At 71.1% G+C, this 22,310-nt stretch carries 17 protein-coding genes; 6 read left to right on the top strand and 11 right to left on the bottom strand.

All coding sequences use genetic code 11. From position 1 onward, the window contains the following. Nucleotides 1-138: 138 nt before the first annotated feature. The 8 genes from ACMATS_RS07505 to ACMATS_RS07540 all read right to left on the bottom strand — a co-directional run bounded on the left by ACMATS_RS07505 (nucleotide 139) and on the right by ACMATS_RS07540 (nucleotide 10,729). A complete protein-coding gene (locus ACMATS_RS07505) occupies nucleotides 139-873 on the bottom strand; it encodes a tRNA-dependent cyclodipeptide synthase (RefSeq protein WP_414167390.1) in 735 nt (244 codons plus the stop codon). Then, the gene (locus ACMATS_RS07510; protein ID WP_414167391.1) at nucleotides 870-1,187 is read right to left on the bottom strand and encodes a DUF6092 family protein; all 318 of its coding nucleotides are present in this window, start codon (nucleotides 1,185-1,187) and stop codon (nucleotides 870-872) included. Before ACMATS_RS07510 ends, ACMATS_RS07505 begins: the two co-directional genes overlap by 4 nt. Then, nucleotides 1,144-1,698: a nitroreductase family protein gene (locus ACMATS_RS07515; protein WP_414167392.1), complete on the bottom strand. Its 555-nt coding sequence runs from the start codon at nucleotides 1,696-1,698 to the stop codon at nucleotides 1,144-1,146. The genes ACMATS_RS07510 and ACMATS_RS07515 overlap by 44 nt, the downstream gene beginning before the upstream one ends. Before the next feature lie 270 nt (nucleotides 1,699-1,968). After that, on the bottom strand, nucleotides 1,969-4,188 hold the full coding sequence (locus ACMATS_RS07520) for an NADP-dependent isocitrate dehydrogenase (RefSeq protein ID WP_414167393.1): 2,220 nt from the start codon (nucleotides 4,186-4,188) through the stop codon (nucleotides 1,969-1,971). Nucleotides 4,189-4,266: 78 nt separating this feature from the next. After that, nucleotides 4,267-5,607, bottom strand: coding sequence for a cytochrome P450 (locus ACMATS_RS07525; RefSeq protein ID WP_414167394.1), 1,341 nt, complete (start codon nucleotides 5,605-5,607; stop codon nucleotides 4,267-4,269). Between the two features lie 31 nt (nucleotides 5,608-5,638). Continuing rightward, nucleotides 5,639-6,667 (bottom strand): terpene synthase family protein, encoded by a 1,029-nt coding sequence (locus ACMATS_RS07530; RefSeq protein WP_390779760.1) that lies wholly within the window; start codon nucleotides 6,665-6,667, stop codon nucleotides 5,639-5,641. Between the two features lie 31 nt (nucleotides 6,668-6,698). Continuing rightward, nucleotides 6,699-7,772 (bottom strand): polyprenyl synthetase family protein, encoded by a 1,074-nt coding sequence (locus tag ACMATS_RS07535; RefSeq protein WP_390779872.1) that lies wholly within the window; start codon nucleotides 7,770-7,772, stop codon nucleotides 6,699-6,701. A gap of 317 nt (nucleotides 7,773-8,089) precedes the next feature. After that, nucleotides 8,090-10,729 carry an ATP-binding protein gene (locus ACMATS_RS07540; protein ID WP_391154828.1) on the bottom strand — a complete coding sequence of 880 codons (2,640 nt, stop codon included), beginning with the start codon at nucleotides 10,727-10,729 and terminating at the stop codon, nucleotides 8,090-8,092. Nucleotides 10,730-11,207: 478 nt separating this feature from the next. On the opposite strand from ACMATS_RS07540, the gene ACMATS_RS07545 reads away from it, so the two are divergent. The 5 genes from ACMATS_RS07545 (at nucleotide 11,208) to ACMATS_RS07565 (ending at nucleotide 17,685) form a co-directional block, all read left to right on the top strand. Continuing rightward, the gene (locus tag ACMATS_RS07545) at nucleotides 11,208-12,296 is read left to right on the top strand and encodes an alpha/beta hydrolase (protein ID WP_414167395.1); all 1,089 of its coding nucleotides are present in this window, start codon (nucleotides 11,208-11,210) and stop codon (nucleotides 12,294-12,296) included. Nucleotides 12,297-12,399: 103 nt separating this feature from the next. Then, entirely contained in the window at nucleotides 12,400-12,714 is a 315-nt protein-coding gene (locus tag ACMATS_RS07550) for a hypothetical protein (protein WP_414167396.1), read from the top strand. Then, nucleotides 12,714-13,946: a beta-ketoacyl-[acyl-carrier-protein] synthase family protein gene (locus ACMATS_RS07555; RefSeq protein WP_391154824.1), complete on the top strand. Its 1,233-nt coding sequence runs from the start codon at nucleotides 12,714-12,716 to the stop codon at nucleotides 13,944-13,946. The genes ACMATS_RS07550 and ACMATS_RS07555 overlap by 1 nt, the downstream gene beginning before the upstream one ends. A 48-nt stretch (nucleotides 13,947-13,994) precedes the next feature. Further along, nucleotides 13,995-15,692, top strand: coding sequence for a DUF885 domain-containing protein (locus ACMATS_RS07560; RefSeq protein WP_414167397.1), 1,698 nt, complete (start codon nucleotides 13,995-13,997; stop codon nucleotides 15,690-15,692). Between the two features lie 280 nt (nucleotides 15,693-15,972). Then, a complete protein-coding gene (locus tag ACMATS_RS07565) occupies nucleotides 15,973-17,685 on the top strand; it encodes an NAD-dependent malic enzyme (RefSeq protein WP_414167398.1) in 1,713 nt (570 codons plus the stop codon). Nucleotides 17,686-17,829: 144 nt separating this feature from the next. Here the strand turns inward: ACMATS_RS07565 and ACMATS_RS07570 are convergent, their stop codons facing one another. The 3 genes from ACMATS_RS07570 to ACMATS_RS07580 are packed head-to-tail and all read right to left on the bottom strand — an operon-like array spanning nucleotide 17,830 to nucleotide 21,075. Further along, nucleotides 17,830-19,320, bottom strand: coding sequence for a CoA transferase (locus tag ACMATS_RS07570; protein ID WP_414167399.1), 1,491 nt, complete (start codon nucleotides 19,318-19,320; stop codon nucleotides 17,830-17,832). Next, nucleotides 19,317-20,315 carry a 3-hydroxyacyl-CoA dehydrogenase NAD-binding domain-containing protein gene (locus ACMATS_RS07575; protein ID WP_414167400.1) on the bottom strand — a complete coding sequence of 333 codons (999 nt, stop codon included), beginning with the start codon at nucleotides 20,313-20,315 and terminating at the stop codon, nucleotides 19,317-19,319. The genes ACMATS_RS07570 and ACMATS_RS07575 overlap by 4 nt, the downstream gene beginning before the upstream one ends. A gap of 22 nt (nucleotides 20,316-20,337) precedes the next feature. Then, nucleotides 20,338-21,075: an acetoacetate decarboxylase gene (locus ACMATS_RS07580; protein WP_414167401.1), complete on the bottom strand. Its 738-nt coding sequence runs from the start codon at nucleotides 21,073-21,075 to the stop codon at nucleotides 20,338-20,340. A 138-nt stretch (nucleotides 21,076-21,213) separates the two neighbouring features. On the opposite strand from ACMATS_RS07580, the gene ACMATS_RS07585 reads away from it, so the two are divergent. Beyond that, on the top strand, nucleotides 21,214-22,131 hold the full coding sequence (locus ACMATS_RS07585; RefSeq protein WP_414167402.1) for a LysR family transcriptional regulator: 918 nt from the start codon (nucleotides 21,214-21,216) through the stop codon (nucleotides 22,129-22,131). Nucleotides 22,132-22,310 lie beyond the last annotated feature (179 nt).

Here is a 22,310-nt window from a genome sequence, read left to right on the forward strand (position 1 = left end):
CAAGTTCGACCCTACGGTCCGGGCGGCGGAAGAGTGTCCCGGTGGAACCTGTGACGCCGGTGTGTCAACGCACGGCCGGGCGGCTTTGTTTCACGCTGCGTCCGATGCTGGGCTCGATACCGGGCTCGATGCCGGGTTTCACGCCGCGGTCGCCGTGGCGAGCGCCGCCTCGGACGGCCTCACGACGACGAACCCCTGTCCCGGCGCGGCGGCGAACCCCTCGGTGTGCCGGGCGAGATGCTCGGAGATGGGCGTCCTCATGTGGTACAGGACCACCGAGGAGGAGACTCCGAAGATGGCGGGCGAGTCCACGAAGAGCGGGGCCTCGGCCTTGAGGTAGTCGAGCCCGGCCTGGATGTGGGCGGCGGTGACGGTGCCGTCGGCGCCGGGGCGGTGCTCGACGATCTGCTGCACCATCGCCTCGCAGATCGGGGCGAATTGCGCATCCTCGTCGATGGCCCGGTCGGTCCGCTCCGTCACGGCCCGGTAGACGGGCAGGTCCATGAGCTCGGACAGGGCCCGTACCCGGAAGCGCGCGGCGTCCGGCCCCAGCCGCTCCAACGCCCGCCGGATTCTTCGCCGGACGTCCTTGAGCGTGGTCCGCACCGATTTTGCGGCGTTCTCCGGAGTGCGGCCGTCCGCGACGAGCATCGAGTCGATATGGGTGTCGACGTACACGACGTCGACCTGTTCGAAGGCGCTGCCCGCCCAGTCCAGGAGGGCGGTGAGCCGGTCCTGGTTGAAATAGCTGTTGCCCGCGCTGATGCCGATGAGGGCGTGCTCGCCGCGCTGCCACAAGGTGCGGCACCGTTCGCTGAGCGGCTCCGCGTCCATCACCAGGGCCGGGGACTGTGTAAAGACGCCCTCCGTCATGACGTGGGCTCCTGCAGTGCGGTGGCGGTCTGCAGGCACAATTCGTCGAGAATTCCGGCGAGATCGATGTCGCCGCCCATGGGCGAGAACATGACCCCGTCCAGGCGCTCCCGCACCGCGGTGAGCTCGGGTGTGCTCGCCCCGGCCCGCTCCAGGATCTCCAGCGTGCGGCGGGCGGCGTCCGCGCAGCGGAACGCGCCGTAGTCCGCGGGCTCTTCGAGGAGCCCGCGGCCGCTGCTCAGGAGATAGGCGGCCAGGAGGGCTATTTCCTCATGCAGTCGGTTCTGCGACAGCACCGTTTCCCCAGGATTCATAGCTGATCACCTCGTTCTTGTCACGACGGTCGGACGGCGTGGGCCCCTGCGCGGGACGGCCGACGGGCACCAGCAGCAGCGGCTCCAGGTACTCCGGCAGGTCCAGCAGCAGCCGGATCACCTCTTCCCGGAAGCTGCTGACCGGGCAGCCGCCCAGTCCCATGGCGTGCGCGGAGAGCAGCAGGTTCTCCACCGCCATGGCGACGCAGAGCTTCGACGTGTCGTAGATCTTCCGTGAAATGTCGCCGGAAAAGCCTGCCGCCATACGCCGGTCGACACAGGCCACGACAATGAATGCGGGCGTTCCGATCATTCCCGGCGAGAACGCCCTGAGCCGCCGCACGTTTTCCGGCTCGCGCACCACGACGAACGACCACGCCTGCTTGTTGGAGGCAGTGGGTGCAGCCAGCATGCATTCCAGCAGCTGCTCGACGGTCGCGTCGTCGACGGGCTCGTCGGCGTAATTCCGCAGCACGCTCCGCGTGCGCAGGACGTGGAGCGTCTCCGGCAATGGAGTACTCGGCATCACTTCCCTTTCCCCAGCAAAGTCTCAGGCGCCACAAGTGGCACACGAGTCACATGTGTATCGCACTTGTCCGAGACCATTCAAGGTTTTGCCGAGTGAATAAATCTTGAAATGAAGCGGAATCGAATACTCAGGGACGCTTTTCGGCCGCGCCGAAAAGAACCGGCCGGAAAACGGCCGGAAAAACGGAACCGCCCCGACCGGCGGAATGCCGGTCGGGGCGGTACGGGGTACTGCGGCTGGACTGACGGAACGTCAGACCAGCGAGGCGACAGCCTGGTTGAACGTCTCGGACGGACGCATCACGGCCGCGGCCTTGGCCGGGTCGGGCTGGTAGTAGCCGCCGATCTCGGCGGGCTTGCCCTGGACGGCGTTCAGCTCGTCCACGATCTTCTGCTCGTTGGCGGTGAGCGTCTCGGCGAGCGGGGCGAAGGCCTTGGCCAGCTCCGCGTCGTCGGTCTGCTTCGCCAGCTCCTGGGCCCAGTACATGGCCAGGTAGAAGTGGCTGCCGCGGTTGTCGATGCCGCCGACGCGACGGGTCGGGGACTTGTCCTCGTTGAGGAAGGTCGCCGTGGCGCGGTCGAGGGTGTCGGCGAGGACCTGGGCACGCTGGTTGCCCGTGGTCTTCGCGAGCTGCTCGAAGGACGGCACCAGCGCGAAGAACTCGCCCAGCGAGTCCCAGCGCAGGTAGTTCTCCTTGAGCAGCTGCTGGACGTGCTTCGGCGCGGAACCGCCGGCGCCCGTCTCGAACAGGCCGCCGCCCGCCATCAGCGGGACGACCGACAGCATCTTGGCGCTGGTGCCCAGCTCCAGGATCGGGAACAGGTCGGTCAGGTAGTCGCGGAGCACGTTGCCGGTGACGGAGATCGTGTCCTCGCCGCGGCGGATGCGCTCGATGGAGAGCTTGGTGGCCTCGACCGGGGACAGGATACGGATGTCCAGGCCCTCGGTGTCGTGCTCGGCCAGGTACTGCTCGACCTTGGCGATCAGGTTGGCGTCGTGGGCGCGGGTGGCGTCCAGCCAGAACACCGCCGGGGAGCCGGTGGCGCGGGCGCGGGTGACGGCCAGCTTGACCCAGTCCTTGATCGGGGCGTCCTTGGCCTGGCAGGCGCGGAAGATGTCGCCGGCCGAGACGACCTGCTCCAGGACGGCGTTGCCGGCCTGGTCGACCAGGCGGACGGTGCCGGTGACCGGGATCTCGAAGGTCTTGTCGTGGCTGCCGTACTCCTCGGCCTTCTGCGCCATGAGGCCGACGTTCGCGACGGAGCCCATGGTGGCCGGGTCGTAGGCGCCGTGGGCGCGGCAGTCCTCGATGACGGCCTGGTAGACACCGGAGTAGCTGCTGTCCGGCAGCACCGCGAGGGTGTCGGCCTCCTGGCCGTCCGGGCCCCACATGTGGCCGGAGGTGCGGATCATGGCCGGCATGGAGGCGTCGACGATGACGTCGCTCGGCACGTGCAGGTTGGTGATGCCCTTGTCCGAGTCGACCATCGCCAGGGCCGGGCCCTCGGCGAGCTCGGCGTCGAAGGACGCCTTGATCTCGGCGCCGTTCGCCAGCGACTCCAGGCCCTTGAAGATGCCGCCGAGCCCGTCGTTCGGGGTCAGGCCGGCCGCGGCCAGGTCCGCGCCGAAGGCGGCGAAGGTCTTCGGGAAGAAGGCGCGCACCACGTGACCGAAGATGATCGGGTCGGAGACCTTCATCATCGTGGCCTTCAGGTGCACGGAGAACAGCACGCCCTCGGCCTTGGCCCGGGCGACCTGGGCCGTGAGGAACTCGCGCAGGGCGCCGACGCGCATGACGGACGCGTCCACGACCTCGCCCGCGAGCACGGGCACCGACTCGCGCAGCACGGTGGTGGAGCCGTCGTCACCGACGAGCTCGATGCGCAGGGCGCCGTCCTCGGCGATCACGACGGACTTCTCGGTGGAGCGGAAGTCGTCGGCGTCCATCGTGGCGACGTTCGTCTTGGACTCGGAGGTCCAGGCGCCCATGCGGTGCGGGTGCGTCTTGGCGTAGTTCTTGACCGACGCGGGGGCGCGGCGGTCGGAGTTGCCCTCGCGCAGGACCGGGTTGACGGCGCTGCCCTTGATCTTGTCGTAGCGGGCGCGGATCTCGCGCTCCTCGTCCGACTTCGGGTCGTCCGGGTAGTCCGGCAGCGCGTAGCCCTGCTGCTGCAGCTCGGCGATCGCGGCCTTCAGCTGCGGGATCGAGGCCGAGATGTTCGGCAGCTTGATGATGTTGGCCCCGGGCGTCTTGGCCAGCTCGCCGAGCTCGGCGAGGGCGTCGCCGATGCGCTGCCCCTCCTCCAGGTGCTCGGGGAAGGTCGCGATGATCCGGCCGGCCAGCGAGATGTCACGGGTCTCGACGGCGACCCCGGCCGTGGCGGCGTACGCCCGGACCACCGGCAGGAACGAGTACGTCGCCAGGGCGGGGGCCTCGTCAGTGTGCGTATAGATGATCGTCGAGTCAGTCACCGGGTGCTCCGCTTCACGTCTGTAACATTGCTCGACATCAAGATATCTCGTGAGCGGGGGTCTCTCGACAGGGGCCCGTTACGCGCCCCGCGGCACCGCCGTCATCAGCAGTGACGACGGCCGGGGGATGCTCACCGACCGGACCTCGCGCGGGGTGCTCCCGGCCACGGGCCGCAGACGCCAGCGGGACACGACCGCGGCCAGGGCCACCGTCATCTCGGCCCAGGCAAACGAGTCGCCCAGGCACTTCCGGTTGCCTGCTCCGAACGGGATGAAGGCGCCCCGGCCCGGCCGACCGGCATGCGGGGCGAGCCAGCGGTCCGGGGTGAAACGGTGCGGGTCCGGATAACGCCGGGGGTCGCGGTGGAGCGCGTAGATGCTGAAGGCGACCTCGCTGCCCTCGGGGATGCACACCCCACCGAGCTCCACGGGCTCCCTGGCCCTGCGCATCGACAACGGGATCGCATGCAGGCGCAGGACTTCGTTCAGCACCGCCGAGGTGTACGGCAGGGCATCGGGATCGGCGTAGTCCGCCTCGGTGCCGACCGATTCACTGATCTCCACGTGCAGCCGCCGGTCCGCCTCGGGTGCGCGGCCCAGTTCGTGGAAGGCCCAGGCAAGTGCCGCGGACGTGGTCTCGGTGGCCGCCACCGTGATCGTGACGAGTTCGTCGCGGACCTGCTCCGGACTCATGGCCTCGCCGGTATCGGCGTCGCGCGCCGCCAGGAGAAGGGACAGGAGGTCGCCGTGATCGGCACCGGCATCCTTGTACCGCGCGATCACCTCATCGAACTCCCGCCGCAACCGCGCGGCTGCGGTGTCGAACCGGCGGTTGACGGGGACGGGCACGTGGTCCAGAAATTTCGGCAACACGGCCCGGGTGACGGCATCACGCATGATCACTGGCAGCGAGCGCTGCATCTCCTCGACGGCCGGGCGGGCCATGCGGGAGGCGAACATCGCTTCGGCGAAGGTGGCCAGCACCAGTTCGGTGATCACCCGGTTCAGCTCGACGACCTGCCCGGGCCGCCACGACTCCGCCAGGTCACGTGCATGGCGGGCCATGACCTCGACCCAGCCGGCCACCCTGTTGCGATGGAATGCAGGGCGCACGAGGCGCCGTTGGCGGTCGTGGAACTCCCCGTCGGACGTGGCGAGACCGTTGCCGAACAACTGCCGTACCCGATCGGCGTGTCGCCCCCTGTCGAAACTCCGCGCACGATTGACCAGGACGTCACGGACGAGTTCGGGAGAGGTGACGAAGTACACCGGCCATGTCCCGAGGTCCACCCGGACCGTGTCCCCTGCCCTGTGCAGTGACTCCAGGAAACCCAAGGGGTCCCGCCAGAGTGCCACGGTGTGACCGAGCAGGGGGACACGCCCCGGCGCGGCCGGTACCCCGGGAATCTTGCTGCTCACGTGGTTCATTCCCCTGTGGAGATCGGTGAGTTCAGTGAGAGATGAGGACGTCGTCGAAGGTGCCTTTGATCCTCGGGAGATCCAGGTCGTACCGACGGGTCTCCCCGATCCAGACGAGATCTGCGAAGGCGTACGCCCTCAGATCGGTGGCAAGACGCGCCGCCTCGGCGGCCGCTTCGGAAGGCAGGCCGAGCGAGTCGGCGAGACCGGGTAGCTGCGCCTCGATGTCCAGGAAGACCTGTTGCCGCTGCTTGGCCCGGTCCAGCACCCGGGCCACGGCCTCCGTCAGGGTGCACCCCTCGCTCGCGGCGACGACCCGGACGACGTTGCAGGTCTGACCGTCGGCGATGTCCTTCTCCAGACCGTAGACGTCGTTGTGCCAGGCCAGGATGTCGGCAAAGCACAAGGTCAGCTCCCGGAAGAGCAGGCTGTCGCGCAGCACATCGGGGATGCGGATGCGCGAGACGATCCCGAGAACGTCCACTTGGAAGAGCATCGCGATGGTGTTCCGGCGCACGGTGACGAACGTGGCCGCGTCGGGGACCCGGCCCTTCGCGTGGTACCGGTTCTGCAGCACGATGGCCTGCATGTAGTCCAGGAAGTGTCCGGTGATGCGCTGCCGTGACCGCGGCGAGAGCCCTGCAGTCAGCCGGGGCCACAGATCGGCGAAGCCCGCGATCACGGGGTTGTCCTGCGCGCGCCGCAGACCTTCCGGGCACCTCGTGGCGATGGCCCGCATGTCGCGCAGGACGCGACGCATGCGCTCCTCCCGTTCGCCCCAGTCGTAGTTGTCGTACTGGTCATCGGCCAGGGAACCCCAGCAGAACCACTGGATGCCGAGCACCAGCTGCTGCAGATCCACGGCCGGCGTCGAAATACCGTGGTACAGACCGAACTTGAATGACCGCAAGTGCTGTTCCTGTGCCTTGCACTTGAGGAACCCGAGCTCCCACAACCAGGCGATCACCTCGTCCTCGGCCTGCGGCGCGGCCGGGTTGACCATGGGGCAGGGCGGGTCGTAGAAGCCGTCGACAAGAACGGACAGATCGATCATCGGCATCGGGCGGCCTCCTTCTCGGGAGTCGGGGAGCTCATGAGGTGCGCTCCGTCGCGCTGTCCGCGACACGCCGGAGCATCGCGACGGCGGCCTGCGGGAAAGGGGCCCGGTCCAGCGCGCCCAGCGCCTCCCGTCGGCGCCTGGCGATCAGGCGTTCCACTTCCTGGCGGGCCAGGGTCTCCTCCAGGACGACGCGGACGGCACCGGCCTGCACCGCGTCGAGGGCGGGGTTGCCCACCGAAGCCTTCAGAACACGGAGTTGGGCCGGGGTGGCCCGCATGACGGCGACGGCCATCAAGACCGTCTGCTTGCCTTCCCGCAGATCGTCCAGCGTGGGCTTGCCCGTCTTCGCGCAGTCGCCGAAGACGCCCAGCAGGTCGTCCCGGAGCTGGAAGGCTTCTCCGATCGGGAGCGCATATGCGGAACAGGCGTCGGTCACGGATCCGTCGGCACCCGCCAGTGCGGCGCCGAGGTGCAAGGGACGTTCGAAGGTGTACTTGGCCGTCTTGAACCGGATCGTGGTCAGGGCCTGCTGCACGTCGCCGTCCAGCCCGCCGGTGAGGAGCAGGTCCAGGTATTGGCCGAGCATGACCTCCGTGCGCATGGCGTGCAGCACCGGCAGGGCGGCACGCAACTGGGCGGCCGTGAGGCCGGCGGTCTGGAGTATTTCGTCGGACCAGGAGAGCGCCAAGTCCCCGAGCAGAATGCCCGTGTTGCGGCCGAATTTGCTGCTGTCCCCCGGAAGGCCGCGGCGACGGTGCAGAGTCGCCAGTGCCCGGTGGGCACTCAACCGGCCCCGGCGGGTCTCGCTTTCGTCCATGACGTCGTCGTGGATGAGGGCGAAGGCATGGAACAGCTCCAGGCTCGCCGCCACCCGGAGCAGCGGGCCGAGATCCCCCTTGCCACGGGCGGCATGCCATCCGCATATGCACATGGTCGGCCGGATCAACTTGCCCCCCGCAAACACCAGGCCCCGCAATACGGCGACAAGGTCGGCAACGTGCTGAGAGGCCGCCGAACGTATCCGCTCGGCGAAGAAATTCTCCAGAACTGTCCTGACCTCGCAGCGAATCCGTGCCGGTGTCAGGACCTCCGACATGGTGAGCATGGCCACGGCTCGATCCCCTTCGCATCGTTGCGCCGACCTGGTGAGACGACAGCCACCGGATCGGCAGCAGAGAATCCTTGAGGACTCTGAGGAATGCGTTCGGCGTACCGGAATGACCCATTCAGGAAAGGCCAAAGCTTTCTCTTCCCGAATGGACGCAACCGAGCCTTTCCCATTCACCGTTCATACAAACCGTGTGGTGGACCCCGAGACCGGCGCCGACGCAACGAATCTTTTCGGGGCGCGCGCATATGCCAGCACGCGCCCCACCTTCCTCACAGGGTCTGCACAAGCGACGCTTTACGACGATTCGCCGGTCAACGGTGAATTCCCAGCCGACGCGGCCTCAGGCCGGCGTCCGCCAATTCCTGGCGCGCCTTCGCCACCACGGCATCGGCACCGCAGGAACTGGCGGCCTCGACACCGCGGTACAGGCTCTCGGCCGCCTGCACCAGGCGTCCGGTGCGGCGCATCGCAGCACCGAGGTCGACCAGGGCACAGGCGAGTTCGTAGACCGAAGGCGACTTTTCCAGGTGACCGACCGCCTTCTGCAGCATGTCGGCACTCTCGGGCCCGTCGTGGACGCGGGCCGCTGCATACAGGGCCTGCCCGATCGCCGATTCCGTGCCGAAGCGCTCGGCACGCTGCACCGCCTCCTTCGCCAGGTGCCGCGCCCGCTGGGGGTTGGAGTCGTACGTGGCGAGGGCCAGGCGCGGCTGCCAGGGGCACCAGACCGGATTGTGCACGCCCCGCCGGTCGAGGCGGCGCCCCACCGCTGTGAGTTCCTCGACGGCCTCCTGGTATGCGCCCTGTGCCAGCCGGAGTTCACCGAGCACCGCCTGGGCGTCCGGAATGGTCACGACGGGCGGGAACGGCTTCCCGAACTCGTACCGGACTGCCAACTCCTGGGCGGCATCGACCTGGCCGCGGGCCAGCAGGATCTCGATGAGGGTACTCACCGCGTACCACTGCGCGGGGGTGCCGGGTCCGACCCTGTCGGCGGCCCGCAGGCCGGCGCGCGCGAAGTCCTCGGCATCGGCCAGTCGGCCGGTGCGGAACCGAACGTATCCCAACAAGGTATATCCGATGGCCAGTTGACCACCGCGCCATCCCTTGCGCTCGGAATCGGCGATGCCCTCGGCGAAGAGCTCCTCGGCCCGCTCGGGCCGGTCGCAGTACATGAAGGTGAGTGCCAACAGCATCGGCACCTCGGAGCCCCAGTGCTGGTCGGTCCAGCTCAGCCCCGACCCCAGGGCCCGCTCCGCGTGGTCCAGAGCGACCCCCGCCGGCTCTCCGCGGACCATGGCGTCCCACGCCCGCAGCCCCAGCGCATACCGCTCGGTGAGATCGCGGCCGGTCAGCCGTTGCGCGAGCTGGGTCAGCAACCGCGAGCGCCCCGGGCCGTCATCCTCCTCGGCCGTGAAGGCCGCCCGCAGGAAGTGCTCGGTGTGCATCCGCAGCCGGACCCGCGGGTCGGTGGTCGCCTGCGCCTCCGCCGCCAGCACCTCGGCCGCTTCCGGAACTTGGCCGGCGTGTGCCAGGGACCGCGCCAGCCGGATGACGGCGTCCACGCGCATCTCCTTGTCCAGCAGCGGTTCCTCGAGCGCCGCCCGGAGGTGGTTGACCGTGACCGACGGGTCGTACAACAGGGCAGGGCTGCCGAGCTCGTACAGCACGGAGGCCTTCATCTCCGCCGGCGGAGGCTCGCGCAGGGCTCGGTCCAGACAGCGCCGGGCGGCGTCGGGAGCACCCGTGCGCAGATATTCACGGGCCGCTGCCTGCAGGTGCCCGGCCACCCACTCGTCCTCCTCCGGGTGGGTCTCCAGCATGTGCCGGGACGCCGCCGCGGCCCCCTTCCCGGCCTCGATGAGCTCCCACGCGGCCTTGCCGTGCAGGGCCACCCGCATGGCAGGAGGGATGTCCCGATAGACGGCCGTCGCGATCAGCGGATGTCCGAACTCCGGTGTCTCGTCGCCCCGCACGATCTCCGCGGCCACCAGCCGGTCCAACGCCTCGCCCGCCTCCGTGGGGCTCAGCCCCGCCACCGAGGCCGCCAGCGGTGCCGACGCCTCCGTGCCGAGAACGGCGACGGCCCAGGCCATCCGGACGACGGACGTGCCCATCCGCTCCAGCCGGTCCAGGACTCCGGCGCCGGACATGGCGCCGGACATGTCGTGGAGCTGCGGCGCGTTCGCACCTGTCGGGGCCAGGCCTTCCTCCCGCACGGCACCGGCCAGCTCGACCGTCTCGAAGGGATTACCGCCAGTGATCTTCCATACCTCGCGGCCGAACTCCTCATCGACCTCGGCACCAGGACCCAGCTCGTGCGCCACGAGCATGGTGACGGCCGCCGGGCTGAGCGGCGCCAGGTCCAGTGGACGCATCCGGTTCCGGCTCAGCAGGTCGCTGAACGCCCGCGGAATGTCGGGCACTTCGTCGGGCCGGTAGGCGACGACCACCAGGACCGGCAGATCGTCGACGCGGCCGGCGAAGGAGGAGAGCCACGTCAGCGACTCGGGATCCGCCCAGTGCGCGTCGTCCAGCACCACGACCAGACTGCCGCGGGACACAGCCATATTGGTGACCAGCCAGTCCAGCCCGTCGCGCACACCCTGCGGATCGGGTTCCGCCGAGTCCGCTGCCGGGCACAGCCCCAGGACGGGACCGACAATGCCGTACCAGTCCCCCAGCACGTTGTGCCGCTCGGACTCGGTGCACGAGGCCAGGAGCGGCTGGAGAAGCTGCCGCAGGACGTAGAAGGCCGAGCTCTGCTCGTTCTCGCCACCACGGGCGAACAGCGTCGTGCACTCCTGTTCCCGGGCCAGATGCCGGACCTCGGCCAGCAGCGTGGTCTTACCGACGCCGGCAGGTCCGGCGAAGCTGAGCAGTCCGCCACGGGGCGCCCGTTTCCCCTCTCCCGCCCCCTCGGCGGCCGCACGTCCGGCAAGCTTGTCCAACGCCGCCCTCGCCGCAGCCCGTTGGGCATCGCGCTCAAGGGTCTCCGCAGGCTCCCGCCCGTCCCGCGGGCGCGTCTCCGGCGCTTGTGCAGACTGCGTGTCGACCCGACCCGTCACTGTGCCTCCCGATGAGATGCGGCGCCGCGCACACCGCCACTCCCACCTCGGTGACGGAACGGACGGGGCCCGGCCCGCAAGGACCCGGCGGTGCGGCCCACGGCACCGCGTAGCGTAGGCCTGCCCGACGTGCTGATGGCGCGTTTCTGCAATTGCCGGGACGCCCGACACCTGATGTGATGATCGGTCTTGCGATCACCGCGCCCGCTGCGGTAGAAGACGCCCGCTCACGTCATCACCGGAGGGACCCGAGAAGCACCTTTCCCCCGATTCCGGAACCCCTGGCACGGTTCGCCTGTCTCTAAAGGTGACCATGTACGCGCCCCTCGGGGCGACCAGCCATCCGGAGCGAGCTCAACCGATGACGTACTCCCCGCCGACCTCCTACCGGTCCCGGCGCCGCGCGTCCTCCCCCGCAAAGCGCTGGGGCATCGTCGTGGCGTGCATAGCCGTGCTCGGGGCCATCGCCTGGCCCGTCCTGAACTATTTCGACGTCTTCTCGGACAAGGGGGACTCGATCTCCTTCGGCGGCGGCTCGTCCGACGGCAAGGGGCAGTCCGCCAAGGCCCTGATGCCCACCGGGCCGAAGGCCGACTTCACGGTCTCCGGCACGGTGCCCGAGGACGGCAGCAAGATCGCCGTCACGACGTACCAGGGCAAGAAGTCCGGCTTCACGGGCAAGGTCTGGGTCTGGGCCCCGAAGCAGTACGACGACCCGAAGTACAAGGACAGCGGCTTCCCCGTGATGATCGCCCTGCCGGGCGGCGCGGGCTACCCGAGCAACTACTGGATGGGGACGGACCTCAAGCTCGAGTCCTCCATCCAGAAGTGGGCGGACGAGGGCAAGAGTCTGCCGTTCATCCTCGCCATGCCGGTGCTCAACCCCGAGAACCACGACAAGGACAAGAACGACCCGAAGGCCGGCCTGTACTGGGACGGCAGCGACATCCCCGGCCAGCCGAAGATGGGCACCTGGCTGACCGAGGACGTGCCCGACCTGATCAGGGAGAACTTCCGCACGATCAAGTCGCGCGACGGCTGGGCCTTCTTCGGCTCCTCCACCGGCGGCACCGCGGGCCTGAAGTCCGTGCTCCAGAAGCCGGACAAGTTCAAGGCCGTCATCGCCTCCGGCCCCGACATCGTCCCCGACTCCCGTCTGTGGGCCGGGCACGAGAAGGAGAAGGAGGACAACAACTCCAACATCCTGGCCCAGCGCCTGATCGCCAAGGGCGGGCCGGAGGTCTACCTGGGCCTGCAGGTGGGGTCGAGCGAGCCGGTGAAGCCGCCGATCGACAAGTTCGTCGCGACGTACGGCAACAAGGGCCCGGTCAAGAGCAAGTACTACGTCATCCAGGGCGGCGAGCACAACGGCGCCACCTACGTGCCGGCCATGGAGAACGGCGGACTGATCCAGTGGATCAGCCAGCACATGCAGGGGCCGGTCTCGTAGACCACACGCGCCGTCGCCGGGCCACCGGGTTCACGGAAATGCACTCGTCCGGGTGCGATTCGGTGATTGCCGGTGACGGCCCGGCGCGAAAGGCTCTGTGGCCGTGAAGCAACACGGCAGCACCGAGCACAGCAGCTACGAGCTGGTCCGCACCACCCTGGTCCAGGCCGTCGGGACCCATCCCGCAACGCTCGCGCCCGGGACCACGCTCCACGGCCTGAAACGGGACTCCCTGGCCCTGGTCGAGCCGGCCCTGGTCGAGCCGGCCCTCGCCCTGGAGGACCGCACCGGGAAACCGGTGACCGAAGTCACCGGGCACAGCACGCCGGCCGACGTCGCGCAGTTGATCGATGCGGCCGGCGCGACCCCGTCCGTGCCGCCCGGCCGCACGCCCGGCCCTGCCGGCACCGTCGTCTGATGGCTCTTCGGACGCACCTCCCGGTGGCCGTCACCGGGCTCGGCCTGGTCACCCCGGCCGGCATCGGCGAACAAGCCACCTGGCACGGCCTGCTGGCCGCCCGCTCCACCGCGAAGCGCGACCCCGTACTCGCCGGGCTCCCCGTGGACATCTCCTGCCAGGTGCCCGAATTCGACGCGCACCGCCTCATCGGCCGGCACCTGGCCTGGCGGCTCGACCGCGCGGGCGCGATGGCCGTCCTGGCCGCCCGGCACGCCACCGCCGACGCGGGCCTCTCCCCCGACGAGTGGGACGCCGCCCGGGTCGGCGTGGTGATCGGCACCGGGACCGCCAGCATGGAGCGGTACGACGCGGAGTACGCCAAACTCGGCGCAGGCCGCCCCCTGTCCGTCTCGCCCCTGGCCGTCACCCGCAGCGTGCCGAACATGCCGGCCGCGGACATCGCCCTGGACCTGACCGCGCGCGGCCCCAACTTCGCGGTCTCCACCGCCTGCGCCTCCGGCACCACCGCTCTGGGTGTCGCCCGCGACCTGCTGCGCGCCGGAACCTGCGACATCGTCCTGGCCGGCGGCACCGAGTCCGTCCGCTGCCGGATGCCCGCGGCCTGCTTCCACCGCATGGGGGCCCTGTCCCGGCGCATCGGCCAACCGGACGCCGCCTCCCGGCCGTTCGACGCCGAGCGCGACGGATTCGTCCTCGCCGAAGGTGCGGCGGTGCTGGTGCTGGAACGTCCTGAGCACGCGCGGGCACGCGGCGCCCGGCCCCGCGCCCACCTGGCCGGCTACGGCGCGAGCTGCGACGCCCACCACTTCGCGGCCCCCGACCCCGAAGGGCGCGGTGCCGCAGCGGCACTGCGCGCCGCCCTGCAGGACGCCGGCCTCGACCCGGCCGACATCGGCCACGTCAACGCCCACGGCACCGGCACGCGCCTCAACGACCAGGCCGAATGCCACGCACTGCGCTCGGTCTTCACCGCCCCGCCCCCCGTCACCTCGCTCAAGGGCACCCTGGGCCACGCCATCGGCGCCGCCGGAGCGATCGAGGCCGCCGTCACGGTGCTGAGCCTGCAGCACGGGACCATCCCGCCCACCGCCAATCTCGACCGGCAGGACCCGGACATCGACCTGGACATCGTGACGAAGGTCCCGCGCACCGCCGCCCTGACGGCGGCGGCCAGCACCTCCTTCGCCTTCGGCGGCCAGAACGCCGCCCTGGTCCTCCACACCTCCTGACGCACCGCACCCTGGCAGCCGGCCCGCAGCCTGCACCAAGCTGTGGTGATGGCAGACGAGTTGACAGACGAGTTGACCGCCCCGACCACCCCACGCCGCATAGCCGACGCCCACGTCGCGCAGGTCGCGGCGCTCGACCCGCTGATCTCGGCGCGGCTGGGCGTGCACCCGGAGGATGACCGGCAGCCGGACCTGTCCCCGGACGGCCTCGATGCCCTCGCCGACCTGGCGCGCCGCACACTCGCCGCTCTCGACACCGCATCCCCCACCCCGGACCCCGTCGAGCAGGCCTGCGCCCGGCTGCTGCGCGAACGCCTCACCGCGGAGCTCGCCGTGCACGACGCCGGGGACACCTTCCGGCAGCTGCGCAACGTCAACTCGCCCCTGCACAAGGTGCGGGGGATCTTCCACCTGCGGCCCACCGACACCGAGGACGACTGGGCGGCGACGGCCCGGCGGCTGCGCAACGTGCCCCGCGCCCTGGACGGCTACCGCGCGACGCTGACCGAGGGCATCTCCCGCGGTCTGCTCTCGGCGCCCCGCCAAGCAGAGGCGTGCAGAGGCCAGTTGGGTGTGTGGACCGGCCAGGACACCGGGACCGCGGGCTGGTTCGCGGAGTTCGTGGCCAACGGGCCCGAGCGGCTCCGGCCCGAGCTGGACGCCGCCGCCCGCCACGCCACCGCGGCCGTCGCCGGGTTCCGCGACTGGCTCGGGGACGTCTATCTGCCCGCGGCGGACGGCACCCCGGACGCCGTCGGCCGCGAACGCTATCTGCGCTCCGCCCGCTGGGCGACCGGCGCCGACCTCGACCCGGCCGAGGCCTACGCATGGGCCTGGGAGGAGTTCCACCGCACGGCCGCCGAGATGCGCCGCGAGGCCGGCCGCGTGCTGCCGGGTGCGGACGTGCTGACGGCCATGGCCCATCTCGACGAGCACGGCCACGCGGTGGAGGGCGTGGAGGCGGTCCGCGTGTGGCTGCAGCAGATCATGGACGAGGCCGTCGACGCCCTCGACGGCACGCACTTCGACCTCTCCGGCCCGCTCCGCCGGGTCGAGTCCAGGATCGCGCCCGCGGGCACGTCCCCGGCCCCGTACTACGTCGGCCCCAGCCTCGACTTCGGCCGGCCGGGGCGTACGTACCTGCCGACGCTGGGCCGGACGGTCTTCCCGACCTGGCAGCTCGTCAGCACCTGGTACCACGAGGGCGTGCCCGGCCACCACCTCCAGCTCGCCCGGCGGGCCGGTCTCGCCGACCGGCTCAGCCGCTACCAGGTCACCCTCGGCTCGGTCGGCGCCGACACCGAGGGCTGGGCGCTGTACGCCGAGCGGCTCATGGACGAGCTCGGCTTCCTCACCGACCCCGCGCGGCGGCTGGGCTACCTGGACAAGCAGATGCTCCGCGTCATCAGGGTGATCGTCGACATCGGCATGCACCTGGAGCTGACCGTCCCCGCCGGCTCCGGCTTCCACCCCGGCGCACGCTGGACCCCCGAACTGGCCACCGCGTTCATGGCCGCCCACCACGGCAGCCCGGCCGCCCGCCGGACCGGCGAGATCGACCGCTATCTCGGCTGGCCCGGCCAGGCCATCGGCTACAAACTCGGCGAACGCGCCTGGCTGCAGGGCCGCGAAGCGGCTCGCCGCCGCCACGGGGCCGCGTTCTGCCTCAGGGCGTGGCACACGGCCGCGCTGTCCCAGGGGGCGCTCGGGCTCGACGACCTGGCGGGGCGGCTGGCGACGTTGTAGGTAGGGCCTGTCCGGCGGATCTTCGTCGCGCGGCACCACAGCGCCCCGTAAGGGGCGCGGGGAACTGCGCGATCGGCCACGACGCGCCCGCAGCCGAGGTTCCCCCAGCTACCGCTGGCGTGCCCCCAGGAGGTACCCCCAGGGGCAGTGCGTCGGCTGCAGGCCGTCGGTGGCTGGTCGCGCAGTTCCCCGCGCCCCTTACGGGGCGCGAAGCCCGGCGGGCGCCCGTCTGCGAGCGGGTCCATGCTGGGAGGAAGACGTTGCGGCGAGGGGAGCCGCCATGAACCCAGGACGGACCAGGTGGAACCCGGAGCAAGGCCGCTGGGAGACGACGGCCCGGGGCCGTGCCGTGCTGACCGATCCCCGGCTCAACAAGGGCACCGCCTTCCCGCACGACGAGCGGCACGCGCTCGGTCTCGTCGGCCTGCTGCCGCCCCACGCGCTCACGCTGGAGCAGCAGACCGCCCGCGCCTACACGCAGTACGGCGTCCAGCCCAGCGACCTGGCCAAGCACGTCTATCTGACCGCCCTGCACGACCGCAACGAGGTGCTGTTCTACCGGCTGATCAGCGAACACCTCGACGAGATGCTGCCCATCGTCTACACCCCGACCGTCGGCACGGCCATCGAGCGCTACAGCTACGAGTACCGCCGCCCGCGCGGGATCTACCTGTCCGTGGACGCCCCCGAGGAGATCGAACGCTCGCTGCTCGCCACGGAGTTGGGGCCGGACGACGTCGACCTGATCGTGGCCACCGACGGCGAGGCGATCCTGGGCATCGGCGACTGGGGCGTGGGCGGCATCAACATCTCCGTGGGCAAGCTGGCCGTCTACACCGCCGCGGGCGGCATCGACCCGGCCCGCACCATTCCGGTGATGCTGGACGTGGGCACCGACCGGCGGCGGCTGCAGGACGACCCTCTCTATCTCGGCAACCGGCATCCGCGGGCGGAACGCGCCGTCTACGACTCCTTCCTCGATGCCTACGTGGAGACGGCGACCCGTCTCTTCCCCCACGTCCTGCTGCACTGGGAGGACTTCGGCGCGGGCAACGCACGGCGCGTGCTGGCCCGCTTCCGCGACCGGGTGCCGACCTTCAACGACGACATCCAGGGCACCGGAGCGGTGAACCTGGCGGCGGTGCTGTGCGGGGTGCGGGCGAGCGGCACGCCGCTGCGCGAGCACCGGATCGTGGTCTTCGGCGCCGGCACGGCGGGCATCGGCGTCGCCGACCAGCTGCGCCGGGCGCTGGCCGACGAGGGCCTGGAACCGGAGGACGCCGCCCGGCGGATCTGGTGCGTCGACCGGTACGGCCTGCTCACCGACGACACGACCGGCCTGCGCGACTTCCAGGTCCCGTACGCCCGCCCCGCGGGCGAGGCGGCGGGCTGGGCACGTGACGAGGCCCTCGGCGGGATCCCGCTCGCGGAGGTGGTGCGCAGGGTCGCGCCGACCGTCCTCATCGGCACGTCCGGCCGGGGCGGCGCCTTCACCGAGCCGGTCGTCCGGGAGATGGCCGCGTCCGTACAGCGGCCCATCATCCTGCCGATGTCCAACCCCACGCCCCTCGCGGAGGCGGTGCCCGCCGACCTGATCGCATGGACCGACGGGCGGGCCCTGGTGGCCACCGGCAGCCCGTTCGCCCCCGTGTCCTACAAGGGGGTGATGCACCGGGTCGGGCAGGCCAACAACGCGTTCGTCTTCCCCGGGCTCAGCCTCGGCAGCATCGTGTCGCGGGCCGCCCGGATCACCGACGGCATGCTCACCGCCGCGGCCCACGCCGTCGCCGCACAGGTGGACCCGGCCGAACCCGGCACGCCGATCCTGCCGCCGGCACGGCAGTTGCGCTCGACCTCCGCCGCGGTGGCCGCTGCCGTCGCCCGGGCCGCGGCGCGCGACGGGGTCGCGGGCGCGGTCGTGGACGACACGATCGACAGCCGGGTCCGGGCGGCGATGTGGTGCGCGGACTACCGCCCGGTGCAGGCGGTTTGAGCCGTCGGCTGGAGCGCCCCGTCAGGGGCGCGGGGAACTGCGCGACCAACCACGGACGGCCCGCAGTCGACACACCGTCCCGGGGGCCGGGGCGAAGCCCCTGGGTACGTCCACTGCGGGTACGTCGTGGCTGGTGGCGGGGCCTCAACCCCGCGGGAGCCAGGCGGCCCGGCCCGAGCCGCGCGGCATGAGGACGGTGCGGAAGGCGCCGGGGGTCTCGGACATGACGACCTGGTCGGTGACGCCCTGGTAGCGGCCGCACGGGGTGTCGGCGGTGAAGGTGTCGGGGTCGAGGTAGGCGTGCCGTTCGCCGGTTCCGGCCAGTGCGCGGGCGTAATCCTTGTCGAGGACGCCCAGGCTGAGGATCCACAGGGCGACGCGGGTGAGCGAGACGTGCACGCGGTAGCTGCCGCCCTCGGTGGCGCGCCGCATCAGGGCGGCGACGATGCCGGTGGTGGCGAGCCAGGGGACGAGGTAGTCGTTGACGACCTTGATCGGGGGCAGGGCCGGGTTGTCGTCGGTGCCTTCGAGGTTCATCATGCCGGCCACGCAGCCGGCGGTCTGGTCGAAGCCGACGCGGTGGGCCCAGGGGCCGTGCTGTCCGTGCAGGCTGACGGTGGTGTGGATGATGCCGGGGCGGATCTCGGCGGCTTCCTGCTCGGTGAGGCCCATGCGTTCGAGGTAGCCGGCTCGGTGGTTGGCGTAGAAGACGTCGGAGTCGCGCAGCAGTTGCCGCAGGACGGCCGCGGCCTGCGGGTCACGGGCGTGGTCGAGGGTGGCGGAGCGGACGCCGACCTGGGCCGTGTAGTAGAGGATGTCGTTCTCGAACTGGCCCGGCCGCCAGATGTTGAGGGCGTCGGCGCCGTGCTGGGCCATGGTGCGGCCGATGGCGGCACCGGCGATGACGTGGCCGAGCCCCAGCGCCCGTACGCCGTCGAGCGGTTGGGCGGCGTCGGTCGGGAGCGGCTCGGGGTCGCTGTCGCCGATCTTCTCGATCTCGATCAGGGGCAGGTCCGCCAGGACGTCCCGGTACTGGCGGGTGCCGAGGAACTCCCGGGTGCTGCGCAGCATCGGCATGACGACGCCGGCGTCCGCGCCGGCCTGCTCCAGCTCCGCGCCGTCCCGGCGGGCTATCGCGTTCGAGATCGCCAGGGCGTCGTCGGGGGTGCCGAGCAGCTTCAGGGTGCGGGACTTCAGGGCCGGGTAGACGTTCAGCGGCATCACCCAACGCCCGTCGCCCGCACGGTAGAAGGAGAGGGCGAAGGGGTCGTCGGGGGCGACGACCGGGTAGCCGTTGAGCTTCTCCCACTTGGCGTCGTAGAAGGGGCACAGCCGGTGCGGGGCCTTGCGCAGGTCCATGGCGATGTCCTGGCCGCGCCCGCCGCGGTGCTGCCACAGCTTCGCCAGGGCCACGGACTTGGCGGTGAGGCCGAGGGCGGGGGCGGCGGCGAGCCGCAGGGTGGAGGGCACCACCGGGTCGGCGCCGGTGAAGGAGACCGTGCCGCCGGCGTCCTGTGCGCTCATGCCGACGCCGCCGAGGACGTCGTCGAGTGCGGCGTGGATGTCGAAGGGGTCGTCGGCCTCGCCGGTGACCGGCTTGGCAAGTGCGGTCTCGATCTTCTCGGTGAGGTTCATGCTGCTGCCTCTTCTTCTGTCTCTTCTTCTGTCTCTTCTATCTCTTCTGTCGGTTCGTGAGAGGTTGCGGCGAGGGCGCGCATCAGGGCGATCTGTGCGCGGTCGCGGCGGGCGGCGAGTTCGCCAACCGGCTCGCCGGCGAAGGCCTCTTCGGCCTGGGCGGTCAGCAGGGCGACGGTGGGTTCGTCGAAGGTCGGGCTGCCCAGGCCGGGCCAGATGGCCTCCATGGCGCGGCCGAGATGCTGCAGGAAGTGCGGCAGGCCGCCGGGTCCGCCGCCGAGGTGGAAGGTGCGGAACGGGCCGGCGACGGCCCAGCGCAGGCCGATGGAGGCGGTGACGATCTCGTCCAGCTCGGCCTCGGTCACCACGCCTTCGGCGACCAGGTGCACGCATTCGCGGAAGAGCGCGGACTGCAGGCGGTTGGCGACGAAGCCGGGGATCTCCTTGCGCAGGATCTGCGGCTTCTTGCCGAGGGAGGCGTAGAAGTCGCGGGCCTGCAGCAGGGTGTGCGGTGCGGTGTGCTCGCCGGGGACGATCTCGACCAGCGGCACGAGGTGCGGCGGATTGAACGGGTGGCCGACGACGAGCCGTTCGGGCTGCCGCATGGCCTCGGCGATCGCGGTGGCGGGGATGCCGGAGGTCGAGGTGGCCAGCAGCGCGTGGGCGGGGGCGGCCTGCTCGACGACCTGCCAGATCTCCTGCTTCACGGCCAGCCGTTCGGGCCCGTTCTCCTGCACGACGTCGGCGTCCGCGACGGCGGTGGCGAGGTCGGCCTCGAAGCGGAGGCGTGCGGTCAGGTCACCGGTGGGCAGGCCGAGTTCGGCCAGGGCCGGGGTGATCCCGTCCAGCCCGGCCAGGACCTGCTCGCGCACGTCGGGGCGCGGGTCGCTGACGACGACGTCCAGGCCGTGGGCGAGGAACAGTCCGGTCCAGGAGATCCCGATCACGCCGCCGCCGATGACGGCGGCGCGCCGGTACGGGGTGGATGCATGCATGGAAGCGTTCATGGCGCGCCTCTCAGTGGGCGAGGTAGTCGTGGACGACCTCGGCCGGGCTGAGGGTGAGGTCGGTGAGGATGTGGGCGGCGTCGACGACCTCAAGGACCGGCAGGTCGGCAAGCGGCGCCAGGGCATGGGCGAACAGCTCCAGGCGGGCCGGGCCGCGGAAGGCGCTCTTGACCGTGATGTCGGTGATCTGCGTGCGTACGAGTTCGCAGATGCGCGGCCGGCCGTCGTAGCCGGGCACAGCCTTGACCATGAAGGTGGGCACGCAGATCTCGGCGCGGGCCTCGTCGAGGTCCATCGGCTGGTGCTTGTAGCCCATGGTCGCGGTGGCCACGCGCAGCGAGCCGTAGTCGAGGGTGCCGACCAAGGTGTCGGAGTCGGTGTAGAGCCGGGGCTTGCCGGCCTTCTTCGGGTAGGCGCTCAGCTCCCGGCCGCTGGAGATCGCGGGCACGCTGTCGAGGTACATCGCCAGGTTGTACTCGCCGCGCTCCCCCGCGTACTCGACGGGGACGACCTGGCCGGCCTCGGTGTAGTCGCCGAGCCCCGTCACGTCCGGCATCCGCATGACCTCGAACCGCACCAGCGGCTCGGGCAGGGACAGCGGTTCGGGGACGACCCGGCGCAGGGCCTCCGGGTCGGTGCGGTAGGTGATGGTGAGGTACTCGCGGTCGGTGAACCGGTACCGGGTGGGGGCGAAAGCGGGTGCGTCCAGCGGAGTCGTGAACAGCCGGGCGACGTCGTGCATGTGCATGGGTGGCTTCCTCGGATGACGCCTGTGCCTGTGGGGGCGGGGAGCGGAACGCGCCGCTCAGCGCCTGGAACCACTCCACGCCAGGGAAGCCGGGTCTGTCCAATATATGTTTCCTGCGCGCTCGATATGCTGGGGCATATGGAGTTCACGAATCGCCTGCTGGAGCAGTTCCTCGTGCTGGCCGAGGAGAAGCACTTCGGCCGGGCCGCGGAGCGCCTCTCGATGAGCCAGCCCCCGCTCAGCCAGGCGATGCAGCGGCTCGAACGCGGCCTCGGCGTGCGGCTCCTGGACCGCGGGCCGGGCGGCGTACGCCTCACCCCGGCGGGCGCCGCCTTCGCCGTGGAGGCGCAGCGGCTGCTCGACGCCCGTACCGCCGCCGTCGAACGGGTGCGGCGCGTGGCGCACGGTCTGGAGGGCGACGTGCGCGTGGGCTACGTCAGCATCCTCAGCCACCGTCATCTGCCCCGGCTGCTGCGGGCGGCCGCGGACGAACTCCCCGGCCTGCGCATCCACTTGAGACAGGACGCCACGGCCGCGCTCGTGGAGATGGTCCGCTCGGGCACCCTGGACATCGCGTTCGTCCGGGATCCCTCGCCCGTGCCGGACGGGCTGGCCGTCCGCGACTTCGCCGCCGAACGGATCGTCGCGGCCCTGTCGCACGAGCACCGCCTGGCCGGGGCGGAGGCGCTCGCGCTGGCGGACCTCCGCGACGACGACTTCGCGCTCCCCAGCGCCGCGACCCTGCCGGGGCTCGCCGCCCAGGGCCGGCTGGCCTGCCGGGAGGCCGGGTTCACCCCGCGCTGCCGGGCCGAGGCCGACGACCTCAGCGGCCTCCTCGGCTACGTCGCCGCGGGCCTGTGCGTCGGCCTCCTGCCGGAGGACCTGCGCGACCTCGCCGTCCCCGGGATCGCCTTCGTGCCGCTGCGCGACGCGTCCCCGCACCTGCGGACCACGGTCGGGGCCGTGCACCGCCCCGACACGGACGCGGCCGTGCAGCGCCTCCTGGACCTCCTGACCCGGCACGCCGGGCGCCCCGTGAGGAGCGCGGGGCGCTGACTCCCCCAGCGGCTCCGCCGCGTGGGCGCGACCAGGCGCCCCGTCAGGGGCGCGGGGAACTGCGCGAGCAACCACGATGCTCCCGCAGTCGAGGTTCTCGGGGCTTCGCCCCGGACCCCTGGGGTAGTGTGCCGGCTGCGGGCCGGTGGGGGCTGGTCGCGCAGTTCCCCGCGCCCCCT

It is taken from the genome of Streptoverticillium reticulum (assembly GCF_047456005.1).
Taxonomy (GTDB): Bacteria; Actinomycetota; Actinomycetes; order Streptomycetales; family Streptomycetaceae; genus Streptomyces; species Streptomyces reticulum.

Bases quoted from the DNA above. Each gene is read 5' to 3' on its own strand.
- ACMATS_RS07580 (WP_414167401.1), bottom strand. From the start codon at position 21,075: ATGCACATGCACGACGTCGCCCGGCTGTTCACGACTCCGCTGGACGCA.
- ACMATS_RS07560 (WP_414167397.1), top strand. From the start codon at position 13,995: ATGGCAGACGAGTTGACAGACGAGTTGACCGCCCCGACCACCCCACGC.
- ACMATS_RS07565 (WP_414167398.1), top strand. From the start codon at position 15,973: ATGAACCCAGGACGGACCAGGTGGAACCCGGAGCAAGGCCGCTGGGAG.
- ACMATS_RS07575 (WP_414167400.1), bottom strand. From the start codon at position 20,315: ATGCATGCATCCACCCCGTACCGGCGCGCCGCCGTCATCGGCGGCGGC.
- ACMATS_RS07570 (WP_414167399.1), bottom strand. From the start codon at position 19,320: ATGAACCTCACCGAGAAGATCGAGACCGCACTTGCCAAGCCGGTCACC.
- ACMATS_RS07505 (WP_414167390.1), bottom strand. From the start codon at position 873: ATGACGGAGGGCGTCTTTACACAGTCCCCGGCCCTGGTGATGGACGCG.
- ACMATS_RS07535 (WP_390779872.1), bottom strand. From the start codon at position 7,772: ATGCTCACCATGTCGGAGGTCCTGACACCGGCACGGATTCGCTGCGAG.
- ACMATS_RS07545 (WP_414167395.1), top strand. From the start codon at position 11,208: ATGACGTACTCCCCGCCGACCTCCTACCGGTCCCGGCGCCGCGCGTCC.
- ACMATS_RS07530 (WP_390779760.1), bottom strand. From the start codon at position 6,667: ATGCCGATGATCGATCTGTCCGTTCTTGTCGACGGCTTCTACGACCCG.
- ACMATS_RS07555 (WP_391154824.1), top strand. From the start codon at position 12,714: ATGGCTCTTCGGACGCACCTCCCGGTGGCCGTCACCGGGCTCGGCCTG.
- ACMATS_RS07585 (WP_414167402.1), top strand. From the start codon at position 21,214: ATGGAGTTCACGAATCGCCTGCTGGAGCAGTTCCTCGTGCTGGCCGAG.
- ACMATS_RS07510 (WP_414167391.1), bottom strand. From the start codon at position 1,187: ATGAATCCTGGGGAAACGGTGCTGTCGCAGAACCGACTGCATGAGGAA.